A 14,992-nucleotide genomic window follows, 5' to 3' on the forward strand; every position below is an offset into this window, starting at 1 on the left:
CTGTCGCCAGTGCTGCTTGATGTATCCGCCATCCCCCTGAAAGCCGCCGCGACAAAGCGGGGTCTGTGGAACTCCTGTGTACCAACTCCCCAGCTCCAGCCGGGCCATAAGGCTTGGATGGACCAACCGAAGTGACGCGCCGACTCCGGCGCGATTTTTAGCAAGTGGGACTTCATCAAACAAATGCTCGGCGCGGTGAGCAATCACCCCGCCGAGCAAACTCAGCACATCTGCGTAAGCGGAGCCCCCTGCCCGCAGCGACCCTGGTCCGCTTGTCAACGAATGTCAGGCCGCCTGTTGTTTCTTCGCACAGGCGCTCAGGACCGCGTCGCGGCCTACTGCGCGCGTCGCGTGAACGGAAACGGCTTGTCTTCGGTGACGCCAGTCTGGAATTCGGCGACCTTCGCCAGCCAAGCGGCAAGATCCTTGCCGAAATCCGAGATCATTTCGTTCTTCTCTTTGCCGATCAGCATCCAGAAGAATTGAATGACCGCGGCCAGACCCAGAAGGAATTCAGCCACGCCGAACAGAACGATCAGGATCAGCATGAACAGGCCACGCATCCAGATATTATCATTGTTGCCGGTTTTCTCAGCGGTTTTGGGCTCTTCCAACACTTGGGGAGCAACAGTCTCATGTGTCATGGCGTCCTCCTCTCAAAAGACGATGTGTTTGCCGAAATGGTCCACCAATTCGGCCGGAGTCGCGTGGCTCAGATCCTTGTCCAGATCGACCGCCAAGGCCCCTTTCAACGGCGCGCTCAAACCAGCGCGCAGGCTGCCCAGCATCTTGGGCGATGCGGACATCGCGAGCCGGTCAAACCCACCGCGTTTCCATTGCGCCTCGGCCGCGTTCAGCACGTGGCGGGCAAAGGCTTCGCGCATCTGGTCCCGTTCGCTTTGGTTCCGGTCCATCGCATGCCCCGCCATTCCCGGCGCGGCCGACGATTTCCCCGGCGCATCCGCATACCGCGTCTCAGCATCCGCGAATTGCGTCTTGTCGAGGCTTTCCAGCAAGCTCAGACCCTTGCCGACGCCTTCGTTTTCAAACAGGCGGGCATTGGCCTCATTGGCGATAACAACGAGCGTTCTAACTGCTTTCATCGTAACCCCCTTTCATAAGTCACATGGGGTCGATGGGCCTTGTTTTCAAGGGCTGCGGCGTTCATGCCCGGCGTCGAACACCATGTCGATCATGCGCTGGGTGCCGCGGCTAAATTCCAGAGGGCACGGATATGGCACGCCGGTCTGCACACTGCGCCCGAAGGCTTCAACCTGAAGCTTGTATTGGCGCACGTCCGGAAAGCGGTCGATCTGGCGTCGACCGTCCGAGCTGCGCAGTTCAACCGCGCTTTCACCGAAGGTGCCCGCGTTGAACGGGGCGTGGACACGCACGATGGCCTTGGTGCCATGAAAGGTCATTTCCTGCCACAGGCTCATGCGCATCGACGTGGTGAACGCGCCACGAAAGCCCTCGAAATCCGCACTCACTTGGGCATAGGTGTCGACCCCGTTCTCCCGCTCGATCACCGCGCGAACCGTCACCGGCTCCTGCCCCGTCACGAACCTGGTGGCACCATAGGGATAGACGCCGATGTCGCGGATGCCGCCGCCGCCGAACTGCGGGTGATTGCGAATGTTGCCGGGGTCGTCGGAATTGTCATAGCTGAAATGGCCCTGCACATGGACGAGGTCCCCGATCGCCCCCCCCTGAACAAGGTCGCGCGCGCGACGCCATTGCGGATGATGCACGATCATATAGGCCTCGGCGGCCAACAGCCCGGTTTGGTCGCGCAAGGCAATCAGATCGTCGATATCTTCGGCCCGCATGGCGATGGGCTTTTCGCATAGAACATGCTTGCCCGCCTCAAGCGCCTTTCGGCTCCATTCGATGTGGATGTGGTTCGGCAATGGCACATAGACCGCGTCGATATCGTCGCGTGCCAAAAGTGCCTCATAGCTGTCGCAAACTTCAATATCCGGGCAGAAGGCCATGAAAGGGCGCGCTTTTTCCGCGCTGGATGTGGCCAGGGCCACGAGCTTCGCGTCCTGAGCCTCGTGGATGGCGGGGCCCATGTGTTCAAGGGCGAATTTGGCCGCGCCCAGAATGCCCCAACGTGTCACCTGTGTCATCACCGCCCCCTGAATGTGAAAAACCTGCCCGAAGCCTAGGCCCGGACAGGTTTTCGATCAACGCCTTAACCGGAATCAGGCCGGTTCCAGCAGACCTTTTTCCGCGGCCAGCTCCTGCATCCGCTTTTGCAGCTTTTCAAACGCGCGCACCTCGATCTGGCGAATGCGTTCGCGGCTGACGTCATAGACGCCCGACAGGTCCTCAAGCGTGACCGCCTTGTCCTGCAACCGGCGCTGGGTCAGGATGTCCTTTTCACGGTCGTTCAGCACGTCCATCGCCTGCACCAGCATGTCGCGGCGCACGTCCAGCTCGTCCTTCTCGGCATAGTCGCCCGCCTGGTCGGCATCTTCGTCCTCCAACCAGTCCTGCCACTGCATCGCGCCTTCACCATCGGCCGAGATCGTCGCGTTCAGCGACGCGTCCCCACCCGACATGCGGCGGTTCATCGAGATCACTTCCTGCTCGGTCACGTTCAGGTCGGTGGCAATGCGTTTCACGTTTTCCGGGCGCAAATCGCCGTCTTCCAGCGCGCCGATACGGGCCTTGGCCTTGCGCAGGTTGAAAAACAGTTTCTTCTGCGCGGACGTCGTGCCCAGTTTCACCATCGACCACGACCGCAGCACGTATTCCTGGATCGAGGCACGAATCCACCACATGGCATAGGTCGCCAGACGAAAACCCTTTTCGGGGTCGAATTTCTTCACCGCCTGCATCAGACCCACGTTGGCCTCGGAGATCACCTCGGCCTGCGGCAGGCCATAACCGCGATAGCCCATGGCGATCTTGGCCGCCAGGCGCAGGTGCGAATTCACCATCTGGTGTGCCGCATCGCGGTCCTGATGGTCGACCCAGCGCTTGGCCAGCATGTATTCCTGCTCCGGCTCCAACATCGGGAATTTCCGGATGTCCTGAAGATATCGGTTCAGCCCACCTTCGGGCGTCGGGGCGGGCAAGTTTTTGTAATTGCTCATAAAGCTCTCCCTGTTCCTCCTTGAATGTATCAAGGCTTAACATTCAGATAAGAACGCACGGGCCTTTTTCAAGACCGTTAGCGTCTAAAGTTAAACGATGTATGAACCCGTTTCCGTCGGGTTTGAAGCCTTGTGTCGCTGCCTCACGACGATGTGCGCAAAGTTTCAATCAACTGGGCCATATCGGCAGGCATCGGTGCCTCGAACCGCATGTCTTCGCCACTCACCGGGTGAACAAAACCCAGTGTCGCAGCATGCAGCGCCTGACGCGGAAAGCTGCGCGCGGCTTCGATTGCCGCCGCACCGATCGCCTTCGCGTTCAGCTTGCGTCGGCCACCATAGGTCGGATCCCCGATCAGCCCGTGGCCCGCATGGGCCATGTGCACGCGGATCTGGTGGGTGCGGCCGGTTTCCAGCCAGCAATCGACCAGGGTGGCCTGGGTCGGCTGACCAAAGCGTTCGATCACCCGCGCCCGCGTCACCGCGTGGCGGCCGCCGTGAAACAGCACCGCCTGTTTCTGCCGGTCGGTCTTGTGCCGCGCCAGTTGCGTGGTGATCTTGAGAATGTTGCCCTTTTCGAAGCTCACCCCCTTCACCCCGTTCAGACGCGGGTCGGCGTGGTCCGGCACGCCGTGCACCACGGCGCGGTAATGCCGCTCGACGGTATGCTTTTCGAACTGTGCCGCCAAACCCTGATGCGCGATGTCGTTTTTCGCCACCACCAGCAGCCCCGAGGTTTCCTTGTCTATCCTGTGCACGATGCCCGGGCGGGCCACCCCGCCGACGCCGGACAAGTCATCACCACAATGGTGCAACAGCGCATTTACCAGCGTTCCGCCTGGCGTGCCAGGAGCCGGGTGCACCACCATGCCCGCAGGCTTGTTGACCACGATCAGGTCCGTGTCCTCATAGACGATGTCCAGCGGGATGTCCTCCGGACCAATATGACTTTCTTGCGCCACAGGCACGGTGATCTGGAACACATCGCCCTGCGCCACCTTGGCGCGCGGATCTGTAACCACCTCGCCACCGCGCGACACCGCCCCGTCCGCGATCAACCGCGACAAGCGCGAGCGCGACAGCCCGGCCCCCTCTGGAACATCGCGTGCGATGGCCTTATCAAGACGCGCAGGCGGGTTTTCCGCGATGATGACCTGAAGCTCGGCGAAAGGCACCGAAATGGACGCGGACATGGACGATACTCCGATTGAGGACAGCGGTCTGGATGGAACCGTCCGGTTTCTGAAAATCCTGGTCACCACGTTGACCGCAACAACCATCCTGGGTCTCATAATCCTGATTTCGGTGATTGTCATGCGGGTTCAGGAAATGCCGACCACGCCCTTGCCCGATCAGATCGCCCTGCCCGAGGGTGCCAGCGCGTTGAGTTTTACCCAGGCAGGCGATTGGTATGCAGTGGTGACGGATGCCGAAGAGATCCTGATCTTCGACCGCGCCAGCGGTGATTTGCGCCAAAGCGTGCAGATCGCGCCGGCCCGCGACTGAGCCAACGGATTAACCATTCGTTAGGAAAGACGTCGAAAACTCAACGGGGTTCGTTTAGACCTCGTTAGGTAAACCTGCGGGCCTGGGGGCTGGACCGCGTTGATCAAAACAGAAAGCCGGTGGTGCGACCGCACACGCGATTTGCGTGACCAATAGCGCTGTGACCAGCCCTGACCCAAGCGAGGTCCCGATGCGTTTCGTGTTTCTCACCAGCCTTCTGCTTCTAACTGGCTGCTTTTCCTATGTCGGCTCCGACAAGGATATGCACTATGCCGCTGGCGCGCTGACGCAGCATTACGTCACCAAACACACGGGAAGCCCGGTCACTGGCTGTCTGGCGGCTGTCGGGCTGGGTATGGCGAAAGAGGCAGTTGATTCCCGCTTCGGCGGGGTGGTCGACCGTTACGACGCCGTCGCTACCGCAGGAGGGTGCAGTTTCGCGGTTGAATGGTGAGATGGGAAAGGTGGTACCGACACCCCGGCTCGAACGGGGGACCTCTTGATCCACAATCAAGCGCTCTAACCTACTGAGCTATGTCGGCACTGGCGTTGCATTTACCCGCCCCTACCGGGCATTGCAAGAGGCGCGGACTTGAAAAACGCACCGAAGCGGCGTAACCGGAAGCTTCATGCATCAAGGAGGCCGAGATGGGCATCAACAGCGAAAGCGACATCGCCGCAAACCTGCAAATCGGCCCGACCGATCACGGCATGGTGCGCCTGTACATCGAAGGCGCCGGAATCGATCTTCCGCTAGATTTTGACCCGGACGAAGCCGACGACATCGCCGAGGAAATTCGCGCCGCAGCCGAACAGGCCCGCGCGGTGGCCGGCAAAACGCGCTGACCCTTCGTTAGTGCCCGCGTGACAGGTATTGCAGTCGGCCGGTCTGGTCCGGCTCAAACTGATGCACGTCCCAGCGCACGGATTTCGAACGGTCGCGTTCCAGTCGCTGTGCCATCACCACGTTGCGCCCATCCGTGCGCAAGTTGATCATGCCATAATTCGCCACACTACGTTCGATCACGCGCAGGCTCTTCTGGATCGCCTCTTCGGCCTTGTCCTTTTGCGCCTGGGTGGCGGTCGGATCGGCCAGCACCGTCTCATTCTTCGCCAACTCGGCGCGCAGCTCGCGCCGCACCAGATTGGGATGCTTGATCGTCTCACGGGCCGATCGCGCCAGCTCGGTCGAAAAGATCAGCGGTCGATCGCCCCGGCCATAACGCCCGATCATGCCCAGCGTATCAGGGCGCGGGTGGGCGTGCGGTTCGTTGTCGCCGCTGGACACGACAGTCACCAATGGGTTCACCGCACGCATGAAGGCGGGTGCGACGTCCGGGCTGCCGTGGTGACAAGCTTTGGTTATGTCGGCTTCGAACACATCGCGCGCGGCGGTGACGATCCGATCCTCCTCGCCCGCGCTGTGCGGCGGGTGGCTTAGCCCGGTGTAGCGTTCCAACAGGTAATCCTGCGCGGGCGCATTCAGATCGCCCCCCAGCTGGATGCGCACGTCACCAATCTCGATCTGCAGCACGACGGAATGGCCGTTCTTGGTCTTGCCGGTGCTGCCAAAGCCAGGCAAGCCGGTCAGCCCACCGGCAAAGTGCGTCGGCAGCGGCCCCAGCACCTTCACGACCATTCCGCGCCCGTCCTGCGGCGCGAATCCCGGCAAGTAAGCCGGGCTGGTGGTGTCATCGCTGGCCAGTAGACCCAGGATATCACCGACCCGGCCGCTCTCCACCGCACTGCGCATCAGATTGGGATAGAGCCGCCTGCCCCGGCGCGCCGCGTCATCGGTGATCAGGCGCAGCTCCGCCAGGCTACGCACCAGCCCGGTCACGTGCTTTTTCGTGGCCCCTGGGGGTTTTTCATACATCCCCAAGGTCGAGCTTCCGTTCTGCACCTGTTCGACAATGCAATTGTGAAACAGCGTGCCGATGCCAACGTTTTCATGCTCGAACAAGTCACTGAAGCCCTGATAATGGTCCTTGTCCGGGTGGGAGATCACCATCGCCTCAAAATCAAACCGGTTCTGAAAGCGGCCGAAACGCCAGCGCAGGAAGCGATACATGTTGTCCGCCTCGCCCGCATCAACGACCAGGGCGCGATCATCCGGGGTCTGGATATGGGCGCCATCGCCCTGCCCGACATCGACAAAGTTGACCTCAAGAATGCGGTTGGTTTGCAGATCGTTCCCGCGCACCCAGCCATCACGGCCCCGCGTGCGGATCTTGATCCAGCTGCCATCAAGATCCAAAACCCGCGCCCAGTCGCCCCAAAGCAACTGGTTGATCGCGGTTTTTCCCTTTTTGGCGCCCTGCGCACCGGGGGATTTCCAGTGCACGCAATGGGGATAGCCGATGAACACCGTGTCGCCGATCTGCATGGGAATGCCCTCCAAAGCCCGTAAAGGAATGCCTCTACCATAGCGAGTTTTGGCGATTTCTCAAAACAGCGGGCTGACACCGGGGTCGCGCAGGGCGTGCAGGCGGCGCGCGGCGTGTTGGGCGAATTTCTGCACCATCACCTTGCGCCGGGCCGGGGCCAGCTTGTCCTCGGGCCCCATTCGGATGATCTCGGCATCAAACGCGTCGGCGATGATCAACCCGGTGCCCTCGGGCAGCAGATCGGTGGGGAAATCCGCATCCACCGCCCAGAAATAGCGGTCGCACCAGTCAAGATAGCCCTGCCATTTCTGATCCGACGCGAAATCCGCGCGACTGGATTTGCATTCGATCACCCAGACCTCGCCCTTCGGACCCAGTGCCATCACATCAACCCGCAGCCCTCGCGTGGGCACGAATTCCTCAATCGTCACAAAGCCATAGGCGGGCATGTGGCGGCAAACGCCACGGGCCAAAAGCTGTCCGGGTTGCATGGGAGAGGGTGAAGAGATTTGGGTCATGTCCGCAAACATGAACAATTCGTGAACAAATGGCAAGATCGGGTCGCATCACACCTTGTAGGGGGACAGATTGTTGACATGATACCTTTTGGTAGCCTATTAATGTGATACCTTTTGGTATCCTATGAGGCCACAATGCCAGACCTGCAACCCACGTTCCGCGCGCTCGCCGATCCAACCCGGCGTGACATTCTGCACCTTCTGGGCGGGGGCGACATGACCATCGCACAGGTGACCGATCATTTCGACATGACCCGCGCGGCGGTCAAGAAGCACTTGACGGTACTGGAACAAGGCAACCTGATCCGCGTACGCCCGCAGGGGCGTGAGGTTCTGAACTCCTTGAATGCGGCGGCCCTGTCCCCGATCCGCGACTGGATAGGCTTCTTCGACCAGTTCTGGGATACCCATCTGGACGCTCTTAAAAATGCAATTGAAAACAAGGACCTGACACATGAATAATACGATCTCCAAAACCATCTTCCTGCAAGCCGACAAAGCCGAGGTTTGGGATTTCCTGACCCAACCCGACAAGCTGGCGATCTGGTTCCACGCCCCCAAACAGCCGCTGAGCGCCGGGGAATACGCAATGTATGGCGCGGACAGTGGCGACAAACTGATGTGGGGTGACGTGTCGGTGTTTGAGCCGCATGACCGGTTGGAATACACATTTTCGATCACGCCGATGAACGGCGCGACCAGCCAGGTGAAATGGAAACTGGACGCGGTTGCGGGCGGCACACGCTTGTCGTTGGAACACTCCGGTCTGCCCGACAGCGTCGAGGCTTTCGGTCTGTCGATGGCGCTGGACAAGGGCTGGGATGAACATTTTGCCCGGATGCGCAGCGCGATCCACGGCTAACCCCGTCTGCCCCTTGCCGAAACCGCCGCTGCAACCTATCTAGGACAGTGGCGGTTCTGCCCTTCTCGTCAATGGGGTCAAATTCCGGTGGCCTTAAGCAAATCCGAGGGAGCTGGCTCTGTTTGGACCGTGGTCCACTTACCTGGCGCCCACCTGTACATACAGGTCCTCGGGAATTAGCTGCCCCGACGGTTGCGCGCGGTTCCGCCACTTCACCTTTTCGCGTGATATGAACTCAGCCGCGTTTCGGCGCCGTCGCTTTGACGGGCACCGGGATGTTGGTGGCGACAGGCGCGCGTTTGCCGCCCGAAGGTTTACCACCCTCTTCGCCCATGCGCATGATGACGATAGCGAACTGCACTCCGGCAAAGACGATGCCGTGGAACATGAACAGCATGATCACCGCGATCAGCCCCATGTCCGAGGTTGAGACCAGGTGCCACAGGTTGCCCACGTTGGTATAAAGCAGCCCCGCGACGAAAATCCCCGACAGGCCGAAGCCGATCAGAACCTGTTTGATGTAAAGGCGGACGAGTTTGGGCATGTCTGTCTCCGGGATGAATCATATCCGGCCAGTTTAGAGCCCTTTCGCGCGAGTGAAAGCGGCAGGCGGTCGCAGGGGCGGGTTTCAGCCGGTACGGGCGCGCCGTCCCTTCAAATTGACGTTTTTTTGGCAAAACTTCGGAACATGTTTTCAACAGGTTTGACCGGACCAGTTTTGATATCAGGTGTCCAATGCTTAAATCTCACTCCCGGCTCAAAAGCGTCCTGAAAGAGGTGACACCACAAGACCCCTCCCCAGGCAACTGGGCGCCGCAGGCCGCCCCGCGTCCTATCATCGTGCCGCAATCGGCCGTTGACGCCCTGAAGGCCGCCGAGGCCGTTGGCCTGTTGCTGTGCAAACTGACCACGCCCGCAAAAACCAACCGCATCACGATCCGCAGCGTCGGCAAGGACGCGAAGGGCATCATGGGTCCTTGATGCTGGTCCTGAACAACGCAACCCTGGCGATGGCCGATACGGTCACGCCTGACGGTGCTACCCTGCTTGCGGAACCGTCACACGACTGGCTTGCACAGGTCACGCGGTCGGAAATTGACAGCCACGCCGCCCGGTTTGCGATCGAGACCCTGCTGGGCCAAGCGCTCAGAACGCGTCCGGCTTGGCCTCACGCGCCATGTGGTCCATCACGGCGTTGGCGAACTTGGCCTCATCCCCTTGCGGGAAGAACGCCTTGGCGATGTCGACGAATTCGCTGATCACGACCTTGGGCGGGGTCTTGCTTTGGGTCAGCTCGGCACCGGCGGCACGAAACAGCGCGCGCAGGGTCGGGTCGATGCGGGCAATCGGCCATTTCGCCACCAGTGCCCGGTCGGTCATCTGGTCGATCTTCGCCTGATGGGTCACCGCATCTTCGATCAGGGCACGAAACAGGGTCACGTCGCCCTCGGCCATGTCGTAATCGTCGAAATGCTCACCGAAGCGGTGATCCTCGAACTCCACCCGGATCTTATCAATGGTCAGGCCGGAATGCTCCATCTGGAACAGCGCCTGCACCGCGAACAGCCGAGCGGCGGATTTCATCTGACGTTTCTGGTTGCCGGAAAGGGTCATGCGGTGGGGGTATCCTTCGTATCGCCTGCCAGTTTGATCTGGTCCGAGATCGTCTTGAACCCGACACCTTTGCTGGCGCGCGACCATTTGCGCGAAAGTGCCACCAGATGCAAGGCCGCAGCGGCCGCGCCGCCACCTTTGTTCTGGTCTGCGGTATCGGCGCGCACCTCGGCCTGGCGGCGGTTTTCCACCGTCAGGATGCCATTGCCGATACACAGACCATTCAGGCCCATCATCTGGATCGCTCGCGAACTGTCATTACAGACCGTGTCGTAATGGGTGGTTTCACCGCGAATGACGCAGCCAAGCGCCACGTAGCCGTCAAAATTCGACGTCCGATCTGCAATCGCGATCGCGGTGGGCACTTCCAGCGCCCCGGGCACCTCGACGATGTCCCAGCTGCCGCCTGCCGCCTCGATCTCGGCTTTCGCCCCTGCCACCAGATTGTCGGCAATATCCTTGTAATAAGGCGCTACGACGATCAAAAGCTTCACCGGCTTGTCAAAGCTGGGGCGCTCCAGGATGTGGTGCTGTTCATGTCCAGCCATCTGTCACTCTCCGTAAATCGGTTTCGTCGCCACGATGTTCAGCCCATAGGCATCCAGACCGACATATTGCGTTTCCGGACTGTCGGTCAGCAGGATCATATCATGCAAGCCCAGTGCCGACAGAATCTGGCTGCCCAGCCCGATCTGACGCACCGTGCGCGGGCCTTCTTCCTCGCTTGTGTGCAAGGTCTTGCGCGGCTCGCGGAACAGGCAAACAACGCCCCTGCCCTCATCCGCGATGATCTCCATCGCGCGGTGCAGCTCGCCCGCCGGTTTCGGGCCCAGACCCAGCAGGTCCGAGGCCGCGGTCAGCGCATGGGTGCGCACCAGAACCGGATCCGGCGTGGTGATATCGCCCTTGACCATCACCACATGTTCAACCCCGTTCACCTGATCGGTGAACAGCCGCATGCCCCAGTCGCCTCCAAACTCCGAACTCACATCCTCACGCGCCGTTTCGCGCACCAAATTGTCGTGGCGGCGGCGATAGGCGATCAGGTCGCTGATCGTGCCGATTTTCAGCCCGTGTTTCTTTGAGAATTCCACCAGGTCCGGCAGTCGCGCCATGGTGCCGTCGTCGTTCATGATCTCACAAATCACACCGGCGGGTGTCTTGCCCGCCAAGCGGCTGATGTCCACGGCGGCTTCGGTGTGACCGGCGCGCACCAACACGCCGCCCTCACGGGCGCGCAGGGGGAAGACGTGGCCAGGGGTGGCAATCTCGGCCGGGCCATTGTCGGGGTTGATCGCCACGGACACGGTCAAGGCGCGGTCGGCAGCGGAAATCCCGGTGGACACGCCTTCGCGCGCCTCGATCGAGGTGGTGAAGGCGGTTTCGTGGCGCGACGAATTGAACGTCGCCATCATCGACAAGCCCAGCTCATCAATCCGCGCGGCGGGCATCGGCAGGCAGATCAGCCCGCGGCCATAGGTGGCCATGAAATTGATCGCGGCGGCGTCCGCATCCTCGGCAGGGATCACCAGATCGCCTTCATTCTCGCGGTCCTCATGGTCCACAAGAATATACATCCGCCCCTGGCGGGCGTCCTCGATGATTTCCTCGGCCGAGGAAATCGCGTCGGCCAGGCCAGCCTCGACCGGTCCGGGGTTGTCGTAAGTGGTGCTGTCAGGCATGCGGGCTCTCCGTTGACACCCCTGCGAGATAGCGCAGCCACGCGCCAAGCGCCAGTGCGCAAAGCGACAGGGTTACCGTCGAAAACGCAGCGTTTCGGCCGGGCGCCAATCAAAAAAACTGTGTGGCGCAGCCACGCCGCTTGGAAACGCTCAGAACTGCCACAACGCGGGCACGAATTCGAACGCGTCGCCGCGCCGTGCCACATGGCCCACGCCCGGGAATGGGAAATGGTATCCCAGCACCGCGATCCGGTCCGTCGCCACCATGTCCATCAGGCGCAGGCGCGTTTGCACTGTCATGTCACCATCATGGTCAAAGCCGTTGAACCATTCGGGATGGGCAAAGTTCAGCCAGGTCGAGCTCATCGCGTCCCCCAGCGCGATCAGGCTCTGCCCGTCGCTTTCCACCATCACCGACATATGCCCCGGCGTGTGACCCGGCGTGGCAACCAGGCGCACACCCGGCACGACCTCCTGCCCGTCCGCGGCCATGGTCCATTCCAGCCCGTCGGCGGTCAGCGAGTTCACCGCCCCCACGACCATCTGCTGCATTGCCGGTTCCACCCGGTCGACCAGTCCGTCCTGCATCCACCAGGCATATTCGTCCGCGCCGATGATGTATTCGGCATCCGGGAAGATCGGTTCGTCGAAATCGTCGCGAATGCCCCAGATGTGATCGGGGTGCGCATGGGTCAGCACCACGTGTGTGATCGCATAAGGATCAATTCCGGCGGCCTCCAGGTTCTCCATCAACCGCCCGGCGGTTTCGGCAAAGCGGCTGCCCGACCCCACATCGACCAGCACCTTCGCTTCACCGATTTCCACATAAAGGTGGTTGGTGTGGGAATAGCCGACCTCGCTGTCCTGATAATGCGCCGCCAGAAAGGCGAGCTTTTCCTCTTCCGAGGCATTCATCGCCTGGCCTGACATGGGAATGGTGAAATACCCGTCCGACACGATGGTGACTTTCGCGGCCCCCAGGTCAAACCGGAAATGCGCCGGGTTTCCCGCGCCCGAGGGCGTCAGAACGGCGGCACGGGCGGCGGAGGGCATGGCGAAGGCCGGTGCAACGGCGGCCAGGCGCAACAGGTCACGGCGTGTGGGTTTGATCAGGCTCATCGGTATTCTCCTCAGGTTTCGCCCAACATATGCCGAAACCGGAATGTGGGGGAAGGTGTTTTCTCCCTTATCCGTCGAACTCCGCCAACCGCGCCACATAACGCGCCAAAGTGTCGATCTCCAGGTTCACCCGGTCGCCCACCTGCGCATCGCCCCAGTTCGTCACCTCTTTCGTGTGCGAAATCAGGTTCACGCCGAACGTGTCGCCCTCAACCTCGTTCACCGTCAGCGACGTGCCGTTCAGCGCGACCGAGCCCTTGGGCGCGAGGAACCGGGCCAGCGCAGCGGGGGCGCGAAACGACACGCGCGTGGACTCGCCTTCGTCCGTCATCGCGACGATTTCTGCCACCCCGTCGACATGGCCCGACACGATGTGTCCGCCCAATTCGTCGCCCACCTTCAGGGCGCGCTCCAAGTTCACACGCGCGCCAATCGCCCAGTCCCCCAGATTGGTCTTGGAGACGGTTTCCGCCGAAATATCAACGTCATACCAGCCCTTACCTAAGGCAACGACGGTCAAGCAGACGCCATCCGATGCAATCGAGGCACCGACGTCGATCGCCCCAGTGTCATAGGCGGTTTCGATCCGCGCATGCAGGTCGCCGGTCTTTTCCAGCCTGGCAATGCGCCCCACGTCGGTGATGATCCCGGTGAACATTCTCGTCTCCTTCTTGGTCGCGCCGAAAATGCCCGCGCGCAGGTGGCGGCGCAACCTTTCCTTTCCCAAACTGCCGCCAGACCGGCCTGAAACGGTCATATTCTGGCCAGATGCGTCGGCAACATACGGGTTTCACGTGACAATCCGCTGTTTAGCGGCCAAACAGGACGAAACCGCGCAGGTTGCGTGGGGAGAGTGGTTGAAGATGCACGGCGTAACCGGCGAAAACAGGCGTTTTCTGTTCCTACAGGGACCGCATGGGCCGTTTTTCTGGCGTTTGGGCAAGATGCTGCGCGCCGCCGGCGCCCAGGTCTGGCGTGTTGGCTTCAACCAGGGCGACCGGGCCTTCTGGCACGATGCCGCCAGCTACCTGCCCTACACCGACCTGCCAGAGGCCTGGCCCGAAACCTTCGCAGGCCACCTGTCCACCCATGACATCACCGATATCGTGCTCTATGGCGACACAAGGCCCATCCACGCGCAAGCTGTTGAAATCGCTCGTGATCATGGGGTGCAAGTGCACGTGTTTGAGGAAGGATACCTGCGCCCCTACTGGGTGAGCTACGAGCGTGGCGGCTCGAACGGAAACTCCCGGCTGATGGACCTGTCGGTCAGCGACATGCAGACCGCCCTGGCCGAGGCTGAAATGGACATTCCCGAAGCGCCGGCGCATTGGGGCGACATGCGCCACCACATTTTCTATGGCGCGCTGTATCATTGGTTCGTGATGTTCCAGAACCGACAATATCGCAATTTCCGGCCGCACCGGTCATTGAGCGTGACGAAAGAGTTCCAACTCTATCTGCGTCGGCTGCTTTTGATGCCCGCACAGGCTGCGGACCGGATCGCGGCGACCTTGCGGGTGAAATACGGTGGGTTCCCCTATCACCTGGCGCTATTGCAACTTGAACACGACAGCTCATTCCAGATGCACAGCCCGTTTTCCTCGATGACCGAGTTCCTGGAGCTTGTGATCACAGGGTTTCGCGATGGCGCCCCGCCGCATCACCACCTGGTTTTCAAGGCCCACCCCCTGGAAGACGGTCGCGTTCCGTTGAGAAAGGTAATCAAGCGCTTAGCGCATGAACATGATGTGTCTGACCGGGTGCATTACGTACGCGGCGGCAAGCTTGCCAAGCTGCTGGATCACGCGCGCAGCTCGGTCACCGTGAACTCGACCGCCGCGCAACAGGTGCTGTGGCGCGGCCAGCCGTTGAAGGTGTTTGGCCGCGCGGTCTTTGACAAGCCCGAGTTCGTTTCGACCCAGCCGCTTGAGGCGTTTTTCGCCCAGCCGACTCGGCCCGAAAGCCGGGCCTATCGTGATTATCGCCACTACCTGCTGGAAACTTCGCAGATCGCCGGAGGGTTTTATTCGGCGCGCGGACGCAGGCAGTTACTGCGGCAAGTGGTCGACATGATGCTGGCGCCCGATGATCCCTATGAGGCGCTGGCGCGGGGCACCGCGGCCCCACGGCAACAGTTGCACGTGGTGAAATAACAAGGCCCGAATCGGGGGCTGGATTTTTATTCGCCCTACGCGTA

20 protein-coding genes and 1 tRNA gene are annotated in these 14,992 nt (G+C 61.1%); 7 read left to right on the top strand and 14 right to left on the bottom strand.

All coding sequences use genetic code 11. From position 1 onward, the window contains the following. Nucleotides 1–335 precede the first annotated feature (335 nt). The 5 genes from MN188_RS04045 to MN188_RS04065 all read right to left on the bottom strand — a co-directional run bounded on the left by MN188_RS04045 (nt 336) and on the right by MN188_RS04065 (nt 4,297). Nucleotides 336–644 carry a DUF4389 domain-containing protein gene (locus tag MN188_RS04045; protein WP_242106314.1) on the bottom strand — a complete coding sequence of 103 codons (309 nt, stop codon included), beginning with the start codon at nt 642–644 and terminating at the stop codon, nt 336–338. Nucleotides 645–656: 12 nt separating this feature from the next. Beyond that, nucleotides 657–1,103: a baeRF12 domain-containing protein gene (locus tag MN188_RS04050; protein ID WP_242106315.1), complete on the bottom strand. Its 447-nt coding sequence runs from the start codon at nt 1,101–1,103 to the stop codon at nt 657–659. 45 nt (nt 1,104–1,148) lie between these two features. Beyond that, entirely contained in the window at nt 1,149–2,132 is a 984-nt protein-coding gene (locus MN188_RS04055) for a Gfo/Idh/MocA family protein (protein ID WP_242106316.1), read from the bottom strand. 75 nt (nt 2,133–2,207) lie between these two features. Next, nucleotides 2,208–3,104, bottom strand: coding sequence for an RNA polymerase sigma factor RpoH (gene rpoH / locus MN188_RS04060; protein WP_242106317.1), 897 nt, complete (start codon nt 3,102–3,104; stop codon nt 2,208–2,210). Between the two features lie 143 nt (nt 3,105–3,247). Then, a complete protein-coding gene (locus MN188_RS04065; RefSeq protein WP_242106318.1) occupies nt 3,248–4,297 on the bottom strand; it encodes an RluA family pseudouridine synthase in 1,050 nt (349 codons plus the stop codon). On the opposite strand from MN188_RS04065, the gene MN188_RS04070 reads away from it, so the two are divergent. Both MN188_RS04070 and MN188_RS04075 read left to right on the top strand, forming a co-directional pair. Further along, the gene (locus MN188_RS04070) at nt 4,296–4,610 is read left to right on the top strand and encodes a DUF6476 family protein (RefSeq protein ID WP_242106319.1); all 315 of its coding nucleotides are present in this window, start codon (nt 4,296–4,298) and stop codon (nt 4,608–4,610) included. The two genes, MN188_RS04065 and MN188_RS04070, sit on opposite strands and share 2 nt — an antisense overlap. Nucleotides 4,611–4,800: 190 nt before the next feature. Beyond that, the gene (locus MN188_RS04075) at nt 4,801–5,064 is read left to right on the top strand and encodes a YfiM family lipoprotein (protein WP_242106320.1); all 264 of its coding nucleotides are present in this window, start codon (nt 4,801–4,803) and stop codon (nt 5,062–5,064) included. Nucleotides 5,065–5,075: 11 nt separating this feature from the next. Here the strand turns inward: MN188_RS04075 and MN188_RS04080 are convergent. Beyond that, nucleotides 5,076–5,152: transfer RNA gene (locus MN188_RS04080), tRNA-His, on the bottom strand. A 106-nt stretch (nt 5,153–5,258) separates the two neighbouring features. On the opposite strand from MN188_RS04080, the gene MN188_RS04085 reads away from it, so the two are divergent. Beyond that, a complete protein-coding gene (locus MN188_RS04085; RefSeq protein ID WP_242106321.1) occupies nt 5,259–5,456 on the top strand; it encodes a DUF6324 family protein in 198 nt (65 codons plus the stop codon). A 7-nt stretch (nt 5,457–5,463) separates the two neighbouring features. On the opposite strand, the gene MN188_RS04090 is transcribed toward MN188_RS04085, so the two are convergent. Continuing rightward, complete coding sequence (locus tag MN188_RS04090) at nt 5,464–6,996, bottom strand: MBL fold metallo-hydrolase (RefSeq protein ID WP_242106322.1); 1,533 nt, start codon at nt 6,994–6,996, stop codon at nt 5,464–5,466. A gap of 60 nt (nt 6,997–7,056) precedes the next feature. Further along, entirely contained in the window at nt 7,057–7,488 is a 432-nt protein-coding gene (locus MN188_RS04095) for an MmcB family DNA repair protein (protein WP_242106323.1), read from the bottom strand. A 162-nt stretch (nt 7,489–7,650) separates the two neighbouring features. Between MN188_RS04095 and MN188_RS04100 the strand changes: the two genes are divergently transcribed. Continuing rightward, nucleotides 7,651–7,977, top strand: coding sequence for an ArsR/SmtB family transcription factor (locus MN188_RS04100; RefSeq protein ID WP_242106324.1), 327 nt, complete (start codon nt 7,651–7,653; stop codon nt 7,975–7,977). Continuing rightward, nucleotides 7,970–8,377, top strand: a complete 408-nt coding sequence (locus tag MN188_RS04105; RefSeq protein ID WP_242106325.1) for an SRPBCC family protein — start codon at nt 7,970–7,972, stop codon at nt 8,375–8,377. Before MN188_RS04100 ends, MN188_RS04105 begins: the two co-directional genes overlap by 8 nt. A gap of 235 nt (nt 8,378–8,612) precedes the next feature. Here the strand turns inward: MN188_RS04105 and MN188_RS04110 are convergent, their stop codons facing one another. Further along, a complete protein-coding gene (locus MN188_RS04110) occupies nt 8,613–8,921 on the bottom strand; it encodes a hypothetical protein (RefSeq protein ID WP_242106326.1) in 309 nt (102 codons plus the stop codon). A gap of 191 nt (nt 8,922–9,112) precedes the next feature. Between MN188_RS04110 and MN188_RS04115 the strand changes: the two genes are divergently transcribed. Further along, complete coding sequence (locus tag MN188_RS04115; protein ID WP_242106327.1) at nt 9,113–9,358, top strand: hypothetical protein; 246 nt, start codon at nt 9,113–9,115, stop codon at nt 9,356–9,358. 165 nt (nt 9,359–9,523) lie between these two features. On the opposite strand, the gene nusB is transcribed toward MN188_RS04115, so the two are convergent. The 5 genes from nusB to MN188_RS04140 form a co-directional block, all read right to left on the bottom strand. Then, a complete protein-coding gene (gene nusB / locus MN188_RS04120; RefSeq protein ID WP_242106328.1) occupies nt 9,524–9,991 on the bottom strand; it encodes a transcription antitermination factor NusB in 468 nt (155 codons plus the stop codon). Continuing rightward, entirely contained in the window at nt 9,988–10,539 is a 552-nt protein-coding gene (locus tag MN188_RS04125; RefSeq protein WP_242106329.1) for a 6,7-dimethyl-8-ribityllumazine synthase, read from the bottom strand. The genes nusB and MN188_RS04125 overlap by 4 nt, the downstream gene beginning before the upstream one ends. A gap of 3 nt (nt 10,540–10,542) precedes the next feature. Further along, nucleotides 10,543–11,673, bottom strand: a complete 1,131-nt coding sequence (gene ribB, locus MN188_RS04130) for a 3,4-dihydroxy-2-butanone-4-phosphate synthase (protein ID WP_242106330.1) — start codon at nt 11,671–11,673, stop codon at nt 10,543–10,545. A 150-nt stretch (nt 11,674–11,823) separates the two neighbouring features. Further along, the gene (locus MN188_RS04135; RefSeq protein ID WP_242106331.1) at nt 11,824–12,792 is read right to left on the bottom strand and encodes an MBL fold metallo-hydrolase; all 969 of its coding nucleotides are present in this window, start codon (nt 12,790–12,792) and stop codon (nt 11,824–11,826) included. Nucleotides 12,793–12,859: 67 nt separating this feature from the next. After that, nucleotides 12,860–13,450: a riboflavin synthase gene (locus MN188_RS04140; protein ID WP_242106332.1), complete on the bottom strand. Its 591-nt coding sequence runs from the start codon at nt 13,448–13,450 to the stop codon at nt 12,860–12,862. Between the two features lie 205 nt (nt 13,451–13,655). On the opposite strand from MN188_RS04140, the gene MN188_RS04145 reads away from it, so the two are divergent. Further along, entirely contained in the window at nt 13,656–14,948 is a 1,293-nt protein-coding gene (locus MN188_RS04145; protein ID WP_242106333.1) for a capsule biosynthesis protein, read from the top strand. The last annotated feature ends 44 nt before the right edge of the window (nt 14,949–14,992 follow it).

The sequence above is a fragment of the Aliiroseovarius subalbicans genome, from assembly GCF_022678625.1.
GTDB lineage: Bacteria > Pseudomonadota > Alphaproteobacteria > Rhodobacterales > Rhodobacteraceae > Aliiroseovarius_A > Aliiroseovarius_A subalbicans.